This is a genomic window from Enterobacter sp. HK169 (genome assembly GCF_001719105.1).
GTDB classification, from domain to species: Bacteria; Pseudomonadota; Gammaproteobacteria; order Enterobacterales; family Enterobacteriaceae; genus Enterobacter; species Enterobacter asburiae_B.
Genome location: NZ_CP017087.1, coordinates 2,346,514 through 2,360,681, shown reverse-complemented (window position 1 = coordinate 2,360,681; position 14,168 = coordinate 2,346,514). Strand labels below are relative to the sequence as shown.

Here is a 14,168-nt window from a genome sequence, read left to right as displayed (position 1 = left end):
TAGGCCTTTATGAGGTAACCAGCAATGATTGATATAAAAATGATTTTTATAATAATTATGCTTATAGGCTTATTATTCTTGGCAGCCAGCGTCATAGCCTCACTTCTGAACAGGAAGAGATTTAAGGAGATCTGCCTGCTATACAAAGAGAAATTCGGCAGCCTTCCCGATGCGGTACTACTGTTCGAGAACGTTAACTCACTTTACTTCAAGGGCGCATACGGCATAAAAACGCAGTTTATAATCATGCCGCTATTGTGGAATAAAAGCTCAATACTGACCAAAAATGATGATAAAGACTTCATCCGGGGATTACCAAAAAGGATTATCAGGCCTTTCTATGTAGAAGCATTTCTTGGTCTGATTAGTATAGTATTTTTTGTCATTGCTGGGGTTTTGATGCTGGCAATAAAACACGGTTGGGTGTGAAAGGCGCGTCCATTGTAGAGCTTTAATCTGTCACACGAAGTGAGATACAGTCTGCGACACAAGGCAACTCCAGCGCCGTAGATGCCTGACGTACAGATGAACGAAGCCGCCTTATCGGTCAGCTTCAACTTCTTAAAAAACCCCGCTTCGGCGGGGTTTTTGCTTTCCGGGTGTTGCTGGCCGGGTAAGCGCAGCGCCGGACAAACGACATCAATTCTCATATTTGCGACATTAAGCACATTTCACTGTTTTTATCCCTTCCGTATCGCTCCTGCATCTGTAGACGATCGCCATCACAAAATTTCACGCTAAAAAACGCGCGATTTTTAGTATTGATGATTTGTTATGTTTGTTACCTTTATGATCCCGAAACTTTTCGCGTTTGATATGCATATATTGAAATCAAATACATTTCTCCCGTGAATATGTGACGCATTCCACTCTTTTCCGCAAACCTGAAAATTCGCGTCGGAAAAATTTAATAAACTGAAAGAATGTTTCAAACAAATAGCGGTTATTTATTGGTCTTTAATTGACTGAAAGATCGTCTTTATTGATTTTTTTAACGCTGGAAAATTTATCAAGGTTATCGCCATAAAATAAATTTATTACTACTGATTTTATTGATCGATATCAGCGTAATGGTGTGGCCTTACTTATTCATCTTATTGATAATAAATAGGTTTTTTGGTTGTCATTGTTCCTGTAAAACGTGCGGAAAAGCAAATTGTGAGTGACAGCACATACCCCCTTAAACACTATTAGGTAGAATTCGCTCCGTCATAGGGAAATAAGCGCAGAATATTATGAACACTATTATTCTACCGAAAACACAGCACCTCGTGGTATTTCAGGAAGTCATTAAAAGTGGCTCCATAGGTTCTGCAGCAAGACAACTTGGCCTGACGCAACCCGCCGTCAGCAAAATCATCAGCGATATTGAGTCCTACTTCGGCGTGGAAGTGATGGTGCGTAAAAACACCGGCGTAAAACTCACCGCCGCGGGCCAGGTTCTGCTCTCGTACTCTGAGTCGATCACCCGCGAAATGAAAAACATGGTGAGTGAGATTAACAGCCTGAGTTTCAGCACCGTCATGGACGTCTCCTTTGGCTACCCGTCGCTGATCGGCTTTACCTTCCTGTCCGAGATGATCAAAAAATTCAAGGAAGTGTTCCCGAAAGCACGCGTCTCGATGTATGAAGCCCAGCTCTCCTCTTTCCTTCCGGCTATTCGCGACGGTCGTCTGGATTTCGCTATCGGCACGCTGAGTGATGAAATGCTGCTGCAGGATCTGCACGTCGAACCGCTGTTTGAGTCCGAATTTGTGCTGGTCGCCAGCAAAACGCGAACGTGCACCGGCCCGACGACACTGGCATCGCTCACGCACGAGCAGTGGGTGATGCCGCAAACCGATATGGGCTACTACAAAGAACTTCTGACTACCCTGCAAGACAACCACATCAGCATCGAAAACATCGTCCAGACCGATTCTGTCGTCACCATTTATAACCTTGTCCTGAATGCCGATTATCTGACGGTGATTCCCCGCGACATGATTGCACCGTTCGGTTCTGAACAGTTTATTGTGTTGCCCGTAGAAGATGAATTACCCGTGGCGCGTTATGCCGCCGTGTGGTCAAAAAATTACAGGATTAAAAAATCGGCGTCAGTATTAGTTGAGCTGGCAAAACAGTATTCGTCGATGAATATCGAAAGACGACGATGAATAATGAGTAATCAATTTAAAAACACCCAGAGCTTATCTCTGTAATGCTCTGATACCCTGACTTTGCCCGAAAAGAATGAATTATTATAACGAGGATATTATGCATATTACCTACGATCTCCCGGTAACGATTGAAGATATTCAGGACGCCAGAAAACGACTGGCAGGAAAAATATATAAAACAGGTATGCCGCGCTCGAATTATCTTAGCGAACGCTGCAAGGGCGAAATATTCCTGAAGTTTGAGAACATGCAGCGTACCGGCTCGTTTAAGATCCGCGGCGCGTTTAACAAATTAAGCTCGCTGACCGACGCTGAAAAACGCAAAGGCGTTGTCGCCTGCTCCGCGGGAAACCACGCGCAGGGTGTGTCCCTCTCCTGCGCGATGCTTGGCATCGACGGCAAAGTGGTGATGCCGATGGGCGCGCCGAAGTCTAAAGTGGCCGCGACGCGGGACTACTCGGCGGAAGTTGTGCTGCACGGCGAGAACTTCAACGACACCATCGCTAAAGTCAGCGAAATCGTCGAGATGGAAGGGCGTATTTTTATTCCGCCGTACGATGACGCCAAAGTGATTGCCGGGCAGGGCACCATCGGTCTGGAAATTCTCGAAGATTTATACGACGTGGATAACGTTATTGTGCCTATCGGCGGCGGCGGTTTAATTGCCGGGATTGCGACGGCAATTAAATCCATCAACCCCACCATTAATATCATCGGCGTGCAGTCAGAAAATGTTCACGGCATGGCGGCATCGTATCAGGCCGGAGAAATAATGAGCCATCGCGTTACCGGCACGCTGGCCGACGGCTGTGATGTTTCTCGTCCCGGTAATTTACCGTTCGAAATTGTTCGCGAGCTGGTTGATGACATTGTGCTGGTCAGCGAAGACAACATTCGCGACAGCATGATTGCGCTTATTCAGCGAAATAAAGTGGTGACGGAAGGTGCCGGCGCGCTGGCCTGTGCCGCGTTATTAAGCGGCAAGCTTGACCACTATATTCAGGGTCGTAAAACCGTCTGCATTATTTCCGGCGGCAATATCGATCTCTCCCGTGTTTCCCAAATTACCGGCTTCGTTGACGCATAAAGGTGACCTATGAGCAACACAGAAAGCATTATCGTTGGCCAGACAAAAACGTCCTCCTGGCGTAAGTCTGATACCACATGGACGCTCGGCCTGTTTGGTACCGCCATTGGCGCAGGCGTGCTGTTCTTTCCCATTCGCGCAGGCTTTGGTGGATTGATCCCTATTCTGCTGATGCTGGTTCTCGCGTTCCCGATTGCGTTTTACTGCCACCGCGCGCTGGCGCGTTTGTGCCTCTCCGGGAGCAACGTTTCCGGCAACATCACCGAAACGGTGGAAGAGCACTTTGGTAAAACCGGTGGGGTGGTGATCACTTTCCTCTACTTCTTCGCCATTTGCCCGCTGCTGTGGATTTACGGCGTCACCATTACCAACACCTTTATGACCTTCTGGGAAAACCAGCTCCAGCTGCCTGCGCTGAACCGCGGCGTGGTGGCGCTGTTCCTGCTGCTGCTGATGGCCTTTGTTATCTGGTTTGGTAAAGACCTGATGGTGAAGGTCATGAGCTTCCTGGTGTTCCCGTTTATCGCCAGCCTTGTGCTGATTTCCCTGTCGCTGATCCCTTACTGGAACTCGGCAGTGATTGACCAGGTCAACCTGAGCGATATCGCCTTTACCGGTCATGACGGCATTCTGGTCACGGTGTGGCTGGGTATCTCCATCATGGTCTTCTCCTTCAACTTCTCGCCTATCGTCTCCTCGTTTGTGGTTTCCAAGCGCGAAGAGTACGAACCGGAGTTCGGCAAAGCGTTCACCGAGCAGAAATGTTCCAAAATCATCGGTCGCGCCAGCCTGCTGATGGTGGCCGTGGTGATGTTCTTCGCCTTTAGCTGCCTGTTTACGCTCTCTCCGCAGAACATGGCGGACGCCAAGGCGCAGAACATTCCGGTGCTCTCCTACCTGGCGAACCACTTTGCGTCAATGTCAGGAACCAAATCGACGTTCGCGACGGTACTGGAATACGGTGCCTCCATCATCGCGCTGGTGGCTATCTTCAAATCCTTCTTCGGTCATTACCTGGGCACGCTGGAAGGGTTGAACGGCCTGATCCTCAAGTTCGGCTACAAGGGCGATAAGAAGAAAGTCTCCGTTGGCAAGCTGAACACCATCAGCATGGTGTTCATCATGGGCTCCACCTGGGTTGTGGCCTACGCTAACCCGAACATTCTGGACCTTATTGAAGCCATGGGCGCACCAATCATTGCCTCTCTGCTCTGCCTGCTGCCGATGTATGCCATCCGCAAAGCACCGGCGCTGGCGAAGTACAAAGGGCGTACCGAGAACATCTTCGTTACCGCGGTCGGCCTGCTGACCATTCTGAATATCGTTTACAAACTGTTCTAACCCATTGCTCAGGAAGAGCGGAGTCACATGATGATTGAATTTCCGGTTGTACTGGTTATTAACTGCGGATCGTCCTCTGTTAAGTTTTCGGTGCTCGACGCCAGCAGCTGCGATGCCCTGATGACGGGCATAGCAGACGGGATCAACACCGAGAAGGCCTTTATTTCCGTGAACGGGGGTGAGCCGGCCAGACTGGCTCACCAGGACTACGAAGGGGCGCTGGCTGCCATCGCCCTGGAGCTGGAGAAGCGTAACCTGATGAGCAGCGTGGCCTTAATTGGCCACCGCATTGCGCACGGGGGAAACCTCTTCAGCGAGTCGACCCTGATCACGGAAGAGGCGATCGCGCAGATTCGCCAGGTCTCCCCGCTGGCACCGCTGCATAACTATGCCAACCTGAGCGGCGTGGAAGCCGCAGAGCGCCTGTTCCCGGGCGTGCAGCAGGTCGCGGTATTTGATACCAGCTTCCACCAGACGCTGCCGCCGCAGGCGTATCTGTACGGATTGCCGTACCGCTATTTTGAAGAGCTGGGTGTGCGCCGCTACGGCTTCCACGGCACCTCTCACCGCTACGTGGCCGCACAGGCGCATACGCTTCTCGGGCTGTCCCCCGACGACAGCGGCCTGGTGATTGCCCATCTCGGCAACGGGGCGTCCATCTGCGCGGTGTGCAACTGCGAAAGCGTCGATACCTCGATGGGGATGACGCCCCTGGAAGGGCTGGTAATGGGGACGCGCTGCGGCGATGTGGACTTCGGCGCGATGGCGTGGATTGCCCAGCAGACCGGCCAGTCGTTCGAGGATCTGGAGCGCGTGGTCAATAAAGAGTCCGGGCTGCTGGGGATCTCCGGTATCTCCTCCGATTTACGCGCGCTGGAGAAAGCCTGGCACGAAGGCAACGAGCGTGCGCAGCTGGCTATCCGCACCTTCGTGCACCGCATTGCGCGTCATATCGCCGGACACGCGGCGTCGCTGCATCGCCTGGATGGGGTGGTCTTTACCGGCGGCATTGGCGAAAACTCGAAGCTTGTCCGCGCGCTGGTGGCGGAACATCTGAAAGTCTTCGGCATCATCCTCGACGACGCCAAAAATGCCCTGCCGGGGAGCGCGGGAGAACGCGTGATCTCCACCGAATCGTCCCGCGTGGCCTGCGCGGTTATCCCTACCAACGAAGAAAAAATGATCGCGCTGGACGCCCTCCGTCTTGGAAAGGTTACCCCGGCCGCGGCTTACGCCTGATAAAGCGAGAAACACATGAAAGTAACAATTGATACGGGCGTCGCGCCCTACAGCGACGCATGGGCCGGGTTTCGCGGTGAAGAATGGAAAAACGCCGTCAACGTCCGCGATTTTATTCAGCATAACTACACCCCTTATGAAGGCGATGAAGCTTTCCTCGCGCAGGCGACGCCAGCAACGACGGCGCTGTGGCAGAAGGTAATGGTCGGCATTCGCCAGGAGAATGCCACCCACGCCCCGGTGGATTTCGACACCAACATCGCCACCACGATTACGGCCCACGGGCCGGGCTATATCGACCAGGATCTGGAGACGATCGTCGGCCTGCAAACCAATAAGCCGCTCAAGCGCGCGCTGCATCCTTATGGCGGGATCAACATGATCCGCAGCTCGTTCGAAGCCTATGGCCGGGAGATGGATCCGCAGTTCGAATACCTGTTTACCGACCTGCGCAAAACCCACAACCAGGGCGTGTTTGACGTCTATTCGCCGGAGATGATGCGCTGCCGTAAATCCGGCGTGCTGACCGGTTTGCCGGACGGCTACGGGCGCGGACGCATCATCGGTGACTATCGCCGCGTGGCGCTATACGGGATCGCTTATCTGGTGCGCGAGCGCGAACTTCAGTTTGCCGATCTGCAGGGCAGGCTGGAGCGCGGTGAAGATCTGGAAGCCACGATCCGCCTGCGTGAGGAGCTGGCGGAGCACAGGCGCGCGCTGCTACAGATCCAGCAGATGGCGGCGAACTATGGCTTTGATATTTCACGTCCGGCGATGAACGCCCAGGAAGCGGTGCAGTGGGTCTATTTTGCCTACCTTGCAGCGGTCAAATCCCAGAACGGCGGGGCGATGTCGCTGGGGCGCACGGCCTCGTTCCTCGATATCTACATTGAACGCGACATGCAGGCGGGGCGCCTGAATGAAGTCCAGGCGCAGGAGCTGATCGATCACTTCATCATGAAGATCCGCATGGTGCGCTTCCTGCGCACGCCGGAGTTCGACACGCTCTTCTCCGGCGATCCGATCTGGGCGACGGAAGTGATCGGCGGCATGGGGCTGGACGGGCGCACGCTGGTGACCAAAAACAGCTTCCGCTATCTGCATACCCTGCACACAATGGGGCCTGCGCCGGAGCCGAACCTGACGATCCTCTGGTCAGAACAACTGCCGATCGCGTTCAAGAAATACGCCGCGCAGGTGTCGATCGTCACCTCTTCGCTGCAGTATGAGAACGACGATCTGATGCGTGCGGACTTCAACAGCGACGACTACGCCATTGCCTGCTGCGTCAGCCCGATGGTGATCGGCAAGCAGATGCAGTTCTTTGGCGCGCGCGCCAACCTCGCCAAAACGCTGCTGTACGCGATCAACGGCGGGGTGGACGAGAAGCTGAAGATCCAGGTCGGCCCGAAAACCGAGCCGCTGCTGGACGACGTGCTGGATTACGACACCGTGATGGCGAGCCTCGATCACTTTATGGACTGGCTGGCGGTGCAGTACATCAGCGCCCTGAACCTCATTCACTACATGCATGATAAGTACAGCTACGAAGCCTCGCTGATGGCGCTGCACGACCGGGACGTCTATCGCACCATGGCCTGCGGCATTGCCGGGCTGTCGGTAGCCGCGGACTCCCTGTCGGCCATTAAATACGCCACGGTGAAGCCGGTGCGTGACCATACCGGGCTGGCGGTCGATTTCGTGATTGAAGGAGACTATCCGCAGTACGGCAATAATGACGACCGCGTGGACAGCATCGCCTGCGACCTGGTGGAGCGCTTTATGAAGAAAATTCAGGCGCTGCCAACCTACCGCAACGCGGTGCCAACCCAGTCGATCCTGACCATCACCTCCAACGTGGTATACGGCCAGAAGACCGGGAACACGCCGGACGGACGCCGCGGCGGCACGCCGTTTGCCCCAGGCGCGAACCCGATGCACGGCCGCGACAGAAAAGGGGCCGTGGCCTCGCTAACGTCGGTGGCCAAGCTGCCGTTCACCTACGCGAAAGACGGGATCTCCTACACCTTCTCCATCGTGCCGCAGGCGCTGGGCAAGGACGAGCTGGTGCGCAAAACCAACCTGGTGGGGCTGCTGGACGGGTACTTCCATCACGAAGCGTCCATTGAGGGCGGGCAGCATCTGAACGTCAACGTCATGAACCGGGAAATGCTCCTCGATGCCATCGCGCATCCCGAGAATTACCCGAACCTGACGATCCGCGTTTCAGGCTATGCGGTGCGTTTTAACGCCCTGACGCGCGAGCAGCAGCAGGATGTGATTTCGAGGACGTTTACGCAATCTATCTGACGACATTCAGGTCTCATGCCCCCTCACCCTGGGGGTATTTTTTTGCCCGCTAAACATACAAAATTGTTTATATAATTACTCACACATATTCATCCGCTCTTGAAAAACAATACGCCTGCTTTTCCCTATCACAGCATGTAAGGACAGTAAGATGATGAAAATGACCCGTATTGCGCTGGTCGCCGCCTCGCTGGCAGCGTGCAGTTTTACGGCACAGGCCGCGAACGTTGAGGCTGCCCCGTCTCCCTCGCAGGATCCGCTGGTACAGCACCTGAAGCTCAGCAATGAGCAGGTTAAAAAGATTGAAGATCTGCATAAGCAGCTGGAACAAAATGTCAGCAAGATCCCGATGACGGGGGTGAAGGACGGCGCGCTGATCGACATGTTCCAGGCGGGTAAATGGGACGAAAGCACGGTGAAAAGCCAGCTTGCCGCCTTTAGCAAAATTGAAGAGCAGACCCGCTATTACCGCGTGAAATATTACTTCGACGTCAGCCAGGTGTTGACGCCGGAACAGCGTAAGCAGATTAGAACCGATATGGCTAACGCGCTGGCAGAGTGATTTCTTACGGCGCCGGATGATTCTGCCGTGGCTCGATCGGTTCCCTCTCCCATTGGGAGAGGGTTAGGGTGAGAGCATTCTCTAAACCGGCAAATCAATCAGCAGCGCGCGCAGCGGCGTATCCGCCACCAGGGTGATATTCGCTTCATCACGAATAAACGCCCCGTCGCCGCAGGTGAGCGCTTCTTTCTCTTCCGTGTGCGTCACCGCATGTACCGTACCGTGAATAGACTGCAAATAGGCGCGCGGACCATGAAGCTGGAAGCTCACCTGTTCACCTTTCTTCAGTTCGATATGGTGCAGCCACACCTGCTGGCGCAGCTGCAGGCTACCTTTACTGCCGTCCGGCGATGCAATCAGCTGCTGCTTATCGCCCGTTAAATCTAACTTCTGTACCAGCGGATTTTCCCGCTCGGGGCAGGCGTCCAGCCACAGCTGCATACGGGTCAGCGTTTTGTCTTTGCTGAGGTTATGCTCGCTGTAGCTGATGCCCGGCTGCGTGGAAATTAACAACGCTTCGCCAGCCTTTGCCTGGACATGATTGCCCTCGCTATCGCGGTATTCTGCCTCGCCTTCCAGGATCAGGTTCAGGATATCGACTTTCGGGTACGTACGCGGCTGGAAGGAGGCGCCCGGGGCGAGCACTTCCTGGTTTAACACGCGCAGTGAAGCGTAACCGAGGAGTTTAGGGTCAAAGTAGTGTCCAAAGGAAAAGGTGTAGCGGGCCTGCAGCCAACCGAAATCGGCTTGTCCGCACTGTTTAGCTGTTCTTGTCGTAATCATAAACTTGACCTCTCTTTACACTAAAACAATGGTAAAGGTATGGACGCTGCATTGTTAGCCAGATATTCTGCCCGGTATGTTCAAATTTCCTGAATGAGAACGAGATGGCTAAAGAGAGAGCATTGACGCTTGAGGCGCTTCGCGTCATGGACGCGATTGACCGGCGCGGCAGTTTTGCGGCGGCGGCAGATGAGCTGGGGCGCGTTCCGTCTGCGCTAAGCTACACCATGCAGAAGCTGGAAGAAGAGCTGGACGTGGTGCTGTTTGACCGCTCCGGTCATCGAACAAAATTCACCAACGTGGGGCGAATGCTGCTGGAGCGCGGCCGCGTGCTGCTGGAAGCGGCGGACAAGCTCACGACGGACGCCGAAGCGCTGGCGCGCGGCTGGGAAACCCATCTGACGTTAGTTACCGAAGCGCTGGTGCCGACAGAAGCGCTGTTCCCGCTGGTGGACCGCCTGGCGGCGAAGGCCAATACGCAGCTGTCAATCATCACCGAGGTGCTGGCAGGCGCGTGGGAACGTCTGGAAACGGGCAGGGCGGATATTGTGATTGCGCCGGACATGCACTTCCGTTCCTCATCGGAAATCAACTCGCGCAAGCTCTACAGCGTGATGAACGTCTATGTTGCCGCACCTAATCACCCGATTCACCAGGAGCCGGAGCCGCTCTCTGAAGTGACGCGCGTGAAGTATCGCGGCGTGGCGGTAGCGGATACCGCGCGCGAGCGTCCGGTGCTGACGGTGCAGCTGCTGGATAAACAGCCTCGTCTGACGGTGACCTCGCTTGAAGACAAACGGCAGGCGCTATTGGCCGGTCTGGGCGTGGCGACCATGCCGTACCCGTTTGTCGAAAAAGACATTGCAGAAGGGCGGCTGCGCGTAGTCAGCCCGGAATATAGCCACGAGGTGGATATTATTATGGCGTGGCGCCGTGACAGCATGGGCGAAGCCAAATCATGGTGTTTACGCGAAATTCCGAAGCTTTTCACGCAATACAATAAATAAAATCGTAATTGGTAGGCCCGGTAAGCGAAGCGCCACCGGGCTTTTTTTATGCGCCGATCTTAGGATCCGGACCAAAGCGGTTTTCGCCCGGCGTCCCGCTCTGGCAGTTGAAAATTAAAATCACGATCCAGCCAATAATCGGGATCAACAGCAGCAATAACCACCACGCTGAACGATCGGTGTCGTGCAGTCGACGGAACAGAACCGCCCACGATGGCAGCAGGACCAACAGGCCATAAATGGTGGTCAGCACGCCTTCACCGCCAGCGCGCTCCCAGCCAAGAATTTTATCCACAATACCCAGCACCATAATGAGAATGAAGTTCACCAGAACGAACATCCAGTACTCTTTCCGGCGGGCACGGCCACCAAATCCAATGTAGTTACGCAGTACTTTTAAATACCAGTCCATTTTCCTTGCCTCATTAGTCAGTCAATCACTTGTTTTCTAAGCGATCGAGGTAAGGATAGATGGAGATTGTGAATTAAAAAAGGGCATCTGGTGATGCCCTTCGTATTTATCCAAATCGGACGTCGCGCCCGTGAGGTTCATCCAGATCCTGCCACGGCCCAATGGAGATAATGCCCGTCGGGTTGATGGTTTTGTGGCTGCGGAAATAGTGGGTGCGGATATGGTCGAAGTCGACCGTGTCGGCAATACCCGGCATCTGGTAGATGTCACGCAGGAAACCATGCAGGTTCAGGTAATCGCTGATGCGGTGCTTGTCGCACTTAAAGTGGGTGACATAGACCGGATCGAAGCGAACCAGCGTGGTCCACAGGCGGATGTCCGCTTCCGTCAGGCGATCGCCCGTCAGGTAGCGATGCTGCCCCAGGATCTGCTCCAGACGCTCAAGCGATTCAAACACCTTTCCAACCGCTTCGTCATACGCTTCCTGGCTGGTGGCGAAACCGGCCTTGTAGACACCGTTGTTGACGTTGTCGTAAATCCAGCTGTTCAGCTCGTCAATTTTCTCACGCAGCTCAGCCGGATAATAATCTCCGGCACGGGCGCCGTGCGCGTCAAACGCGGTATTGAACATGCGGATGATTTCCGCAGACTCATTGCTGACAATCGTCTGGTTTTTCTTGTCCCACAGCACCGGTACGGTAACGCGCCCGGTGTAGTCAGGATCGGCGCGCAGATAGAGCTGGTAAAGGAAATCGTGGTGGTAGAGATCGTCGCCGGTCGCCGCGGGGAAATCACTGTCAAACGTCCAGCCGTTTTCCAGCATCAGCGGGTTCACGACCGAAACCGGAATTAAGGATTCGAGACCTTTAAGCTTGCGCACAATCAGCGTGCGGTGTGCCCACGGGCAGGCAAGCGAAACATAAAGATGATAACGGTCTTTCTCAGCCGCGAAGCCGCCTTCGCCGCTCGGGCCTGGCGCGCCGTCGGCGGTCAGCCAGTTACGGAAGGCCGAAACTGAGCGCTTGAAGCGACCTCCGGTGGATTTGGTGTCATACCAGACATCCTGCCATACGCCGTCTACGAGTTGTCCCATTTTTTCTCCTCCGTCAGATAGCAAAAGCGAGGAGATGTCTCCTCGCTTTGTGTTCATTCAGTATAGCGTGCTTACCACTTCTTATTCAGAACGCGGTCGATGCTGTATGCGCCCGGACCAGTGACGGCCAGCAGCAGGAAGCCACCCGCGATGGTCAGGTTTTTCATGAACATCAGAGAGTTCACGCCTTCCGCAAAGTTGCTGTGGAAGATGAACGCCGTCAGCACGGTGAAGCCTGCGGTAAACAGCGCGGTAGTACGGGTCAGGAAGCCGAACAGTACCGCCAGGCCGCCGCCGAACTCAAGAAGAATGGTCAGCGGCAGCAGGAACCCCGGAACGCCCATGGCTTCCATATACTGCTGGGTACCCGCATAACCGGTGATTTTTCCCCAACCTGCCACGATGAACAGAATTGGCATCAGAATACGCGCGACCAGTACACCAACATCTTCTAATTTTTTCATTTTACTCTCCAGGAAACCACATGAGCGGCTGAACATTATTTGTCTGCAATTCCGGGTAGATACCGCGGCGTTGCTGTCGATGGAGAGGATAATAAACGGGGCGGGTGGTAATTGTTAGCAAGGAAAACTGTCAATCTTCTTCAAAGATATTGAGTAAGGGAACGTGCGCGCTGGTGCCATCACCCCAACCCTTTCCCACGGGGAGAGGGCGCAAAAACAAAAAACGGTAACCTGAGTTACCGTTTTGCTTTTATCACCGCAGCTGCTGCTGCCGTAACGTTGCTTTCACCAGACGCCAGGCGCTCCAGGCGCCGAATCCACGACGAGCCCAGCGGATCAGCATGTTCGGATGACGAACCGTCCAGATCGCCATCACGCTGCTGCCGACCAGCGCCCACGAACGCAGGCTCAGGACGGTATTCCAGCCCCGGTCAAACCGTCGCGTCGCGTCGATCCAGTCGCGACGACTGGCAGACAGATCCAGCCGTTGCTGCTGGATCTGGCTTAACAGGTACGCTTTTCGCTTTTGACGTTCGGCTTTATCGCTCACGGCTAGTCATCCTCCAGCAGAGCGCGATCGTTCGCCAGTTCCTGACGCGTATGGCGCAGGAAAGTGGATTTGCGCGCTTTACGCAGCGTCCAGATACCGCCTATCAACGCGGCGACCAGCAGAACGACGGTGGTGGCAATCATCGCGTTAAGACGATACTGCGGATCGATGGCCCAGATGATTAACACCATCAGGCTCATCAGACCAAACGCGGCGAAGAGCATGGTCAGCCCGAGCATCAGCAGCATCTGGAAGAGGTTCGCTTTCTCCTCCTCCAGCTCGACCACTGCCAGCCGGACGCGCGTTTCGGCAATCCCGACCAGCGTCGTTAAAATACGCTGGCCGATGCCGAGGACGTTGTTAGCAGGCCCTTGTGCGTGACGAGGATCTTCCATATCAACGACGCGTCAGAAGGACACCCAGTACCACACCCACTGCGGCACCAATCCCTACACCCGTCCATGGATTATCACGCACATATTCGTCCGCGCGGGCAGCCGCTTCGCGGGTCTGTTTCGCCAGCGCATCACCGGTTTCACCCAGGCGATAGCGGCTCTCTTTCAGCGCCTGCTCCGCCTTGCTGCGCAGCTTGCTGACCTCTTCTTTTGACTTGTCAGCAGAGGAGTTCAGCACCTCTTCAAGGGTATCGGCCAGGGATTTCAGTTCAGCGCGCAGATGTTCAGACGTCGTATCTTTTGACATGATTCTCTCTCCTGTTGAGATTTCCGTTAACTCAATAATCGCGAGCTTCCAGCGCTTTCAGGTCGTCCTGCGCTTCTTTCAACTTCTTCTCGCGCTTAGCAATTTTTTCCGCATCTCCTTTCTCTTTCGCTTCCTGCAGGTCGCGACGGCGCTCGGCTATCTCGTCCTTCTGTTCAGCGATTTTCTTCTTGTGATCGGCACGAAGCTTGCTGTCTGAACAGTTCGCTTTCACTTCGCTCAGCGCTTTTTTAAGACCATCAACACGGTGCTGATTGTTATGCTTTTCGGCATAACCGATCTCACGCTGAATATCCTGTTCTTTCTCCTGACAGAGAGAGTTTGCGAAGGATGCTGTGCTTAAAGAAAAAAGGGCCAGAGCCAGAGTCATGCGGAATTTCATTATCGAAACCTTCCATTGTGTTGCGGCGTTTGCCGCTATCCAAAGTTATGCGGAGTACA

General features: G+C 54.4%; 16 protein-coding genes. 8 read left to right on the top strand and 8 right to left on the bottom strand.

Annotated elements, in window-relative coordinates:
• Positions 1-24 precede the first annotated feature (24 nt).
• From EnteroDNA1_RS11150 to EnteroDNA1_RS11120, 7 genes are all read left to right on the top strand, one after another.
• Entirely contained in the window at positions 25-429 is a 405-nt protein-coding gene (locus EnteroDNA1_RS11150; protein WP_058841632.1) for a hypothetical protein, read from the top strand.
• A gap of 806 nt (positions 430-1,235) precedes the next feature.
• The gene (tdcA, locus tag EnteroDNA1_RS11145) at positions 1,236-2,156 is read left to right on the top strand and encodes a transcriptional regulator TdcA (RefSeq protein WP_069303336.1); all 921 of its coding nucleotides are present in this window, start codon (positions 1,236-1,238) and stop codon (positions 2,154-2,156) included.
• 100 nt (positions 2,157-2,256) lie between these two features.
• Positions 2,257-3,246 (top strand): bifunctional threonine ammonia-lyase/L-serine ammonia-lyase TdcB, encoded by a 990-nt coding sequence (tdcB, locus tag EnteroDNA1_RS11140; protein WP_032640996.1) that lies wholly within the window; start codon positions 2,257-2,259, stop codon positions 3,244-3,246.
• 9 nt (positions 3,247-3,255) lie between these two features.
• Entirely contained in the window at positions 3,256-4,587 is a 1,332-nt protein-coding gene (tdcC, locus tag EnteroDNA1_RS11135) for a threonine/serine transporter TdcC (RefSeq protein WP_029739656.1), read from the top strand.
• Positions 4,588-4,617: 30 nt separating this feature from the next.
• Positions 4,618-5,826, top strand: a complete 1,209-nt coding sequence (gene tdcD, locus EnteroDNA1_RS11130) for a propionate kinase (RefSeq protein ID WP_064673392.1) — start codon at positions 4,618-4,620, stop codon at positions 5,824-5,826.
• A gap of 15 nt (positions 5,827-5,841) precedes the next feature.
• Positions 5,842-8,136, top strand: coding sequence for a formate C-acetyltransferase (gene pflB / locus EnteroDNA1_RS11125; protein WP_064673355.1), 2,295 nt, complete (start codon positions 5,842-5,844; stop codon positions 8,134-8,136).
• A 151-nt stretch (positions 8,137-8,287) separates the two neighbouring features.
• The gene (locus EnteroDNA1_RS11120) at positions 8,288-8,698 is read left to right on the top strand and encodes a Spy/CpxP family protein refolding chaperone (protein ID WP_033146727.1); all 411 of its coding nucleotides are present in this window, start codon (positions 8,288-8,290) and stop codon (positions 8,696-8,698) included.
• A gap of 81 nt (positions 8,699-8,779) precedes the next feature.
• Here the strand turns inward: EnteroDNA1_RS11120 and EnteroDNA1_RS11115 are convergent, their stop codons facing one another.
• On the bottom strand, positions 8,780-9,481 hold the full coding sequence (locus EnteroDNA1_RS11115; protein ID WP_069303335.1) for a pirin family protein: 702 nt from the start codon (positions 9,479-9,481) through the stop codon (positions 8,780-8,782).
• 104 nt (positions 9,482-9,585) lie between these two features.
• Between EnteroDNA1_RS11115 and EnteroDNA1_RS11110 the strand changes: the two genes are divergently transcribed.
• Positions 9,586-10,488 (top strand): LysR family transcriptional regulator, encoded by a 903-nt coding sequence (locus EnteroDNA1_RS11110; protein WP_029739659.1) that lies wholly within the window; start codon positions 9,586-9,588, stop codon positions 10,486-10,488.
• A gap of 46 nt (positions 10,489-10,534) precedes the next feature.
• Here EnteroDNA1_RS11110 and EnteroDNA1_RS11105 read toward each other — a convergent pair whose 3' ends face one another.
• The 7 genes from EnteroDNA1_RS11105 to EnteroDNA1_RS11075 all read right to left on the bottom strand — a co-directional run bounded on the left by EnteroDNA1_RS11105 (position 10,535) and on the right by EnteroDNA1_RS11075 (position 14,109).
• Entirely contained in the window at positions 10,535-10,900 is a 366-nt protein-coding gene (locus EnteroDNA1_RS11105; protein WP_029739660.1) for a DUF805 domain-containing protein, read from the bottom strand.
• Positions 10,901-11,006: 106 nt separating this feature from the next.
• Positions 11,007-11,993, bottom strand: a complete 987-nt coding sequence (locus EnteroDNA1_RS11100; protein ID WP_069303334.1) for a glutathione S-transferase family protein — start codon at positions 11,991-11,993, stop codon at positions 11,007-11,009.
• 71 nt (positions 11,994-12,064) lie between these two features.
• Positions 12,065-12,457: a DoxX family protein gene (locus EnteroDNA1_RS11095; RefSeq protein ID WP_023309292.1), complete on the bottom strand. Its 393-nt coding sequence runs from the start codon at positions 12,455-12,457 to the stop codon at positions 12,065-12,067.
• A gap of 253 nt (positions 12,458-12,710) precedes the next feature.
• Complete coding sequence (locus EnteroDNA1_RS11090; RefSeq protein WP_033146723.1) at positions 12,711-13,007, bottom strand: YqjK-like family protein; 297 nt, start codon at positions 13,005-13,007, stop codon at positions 12,711-12,713.
• Between the two features lie 2 nt (positions 13,008-13,009).
• Entirely contained in the window at positions 13,010-13,402 is a 393-nt protein-coding gene (locus EnteroDNA1_RS11085) for a phage holin family protein (protein ID WP_023333540.1), read from the bottom strand.
• A 1-nt stretch (position 13,403) separates the two neighbouring features.
• Positions 13,404-13,709 carry a DUF883 family protein gene (locus EnteroDNA1_RS11080; protein ID WP_008503141.1) on the bottom strand — a complete coding sequence of 102 codons (306 nt, stop codon included), beginning with the start codon at positions 13,707-13,709 and terminating at the stop codon, positions 13,404-13,406.
• A gap of 31 nt (positions 13,710-13,740) precedes the next feature.
• On the bottom strand, positions 13,741-14,109 hold the full coding sequence (locus EnteroDNA1_RS11075) for a DUF1090 domain-containing protein (RefSeq protein ID WP_023309291.1): 369 nt from the start codon (positions 14,107-14,109) through the stop codon (positions 13,741-13,743).
• Between the last annotated feature and the right edge of the window lie 59 nt (positions 14,110-14,168).

Excerpts from the sequence above, each read along its gene's own strand:
- EnteroDNA1_RS11150 (WP_058841632.1), top strand. The coding sequence starts at position 25 with ATGATTGATATAAAAATGATTTTTATAATAATTATGCTTATAGGCTTA.
- tdcA (WP_069303336.1), top strand. The coding sequence starts at position 1,236 with ATGAACACTATTATTCTACCGAAAACACAGCACCTCGTGGTATTTCAG.
- tdcB (WP_032640996.1), top strand. The coding sequence starts at position 2,257 with ATGCATATTACCTACGATCTCCCGGTAACGATTGAAGATATTCAGGAC.
- tdcC (WP_029739656.1), top strand. The coding sequence starts at position 3,256 with ATGAGCAACACAGAAAGCATTATCGTTGGCCAGACAAAAACGTCCTCC.
- tdcD (WP_064673392.1), top strand. The coding sequence starts at position 4,618 with ATGATTGAATTTCCGGTTGTACTGGTTATTAACTGCGGATCGTCCTCT.
- pflB (WP_064673355.1), top strand. The coding sequence starts at position 5,842 with ATGAAAGTAACAATTGATACGGGCGTCGCGCCCTACAGCGACGCATGG.
- EnteroDNA1_RS11120 (WP_033146727.1), top strand. The coding sequence starts at position 8,288 with ATGATGAAAATGACCCGTATTGCGCTGGTCGCCGCCTCGCTGGCAGCG.
- EnteroDNA1_RS11115 (WP_069303335.1), bottom strand. The coding sequence starts at position 9,481 with ATGATTACGACAAGAACAGCTAAACAGTGCGGACAAGCCGATTTCGGT.
- EnteroDNA1_RS11110 (WP_029739659.1), top strand. The coding sequence starts at position 9,586 with ATGGCTAAAGAGAGAGCATTGACGCTTGAGGCGCTTCGCGTCATGGAC.
- EnteroDNA1_RS11105 (WP_029739660.1), bottom strand. The coding sequence starts at position 10,900 with ATGGACTGGTATTTAAAAGTACTGCGTAACTACATTGGATTTGGTGGC.
- EnteroDNA1_RS11100 (WP_069303334.1), bottom strand. The coding sequence starts at position 11,993 with ATGGGACAACTCGTAGACGGCGTATGGCAGGATGTCTGGTATGACACC.
- EnteroDNA1_RS11095 (WP_023309292.1), bottom strand. The coding sequence starts at position 12,457 with ATGAAAAAATTAGAAGATGTTGGTGTACTGGTCGCGCGTATTCTGATG.
- EnteroDNA1_RS11085 (WP_023333540.1), bottom strand. The coding sequence starts at position 13,402 with ATGGAAGATCCTCGTCACGCACAAGGGCCTGCTAACAACGTCCTCGGC.
- EnteroDNA1_RS11080 (WP_008503141.1), bottom strand. The coding sequence starts at position 13,709 with ATGTCAAAAGATACGACGTCTGAACATCTGCGCGCTGAACTGAAATCC.
- EnteroDNA1_RS11075 (WP_023309291.1), bottom strand. The coding sequence starts at position 14,109 with ATGAAATTCCGCATGACTCTGGCTCTGGCCCTTTTTTCTTTAAGCACA.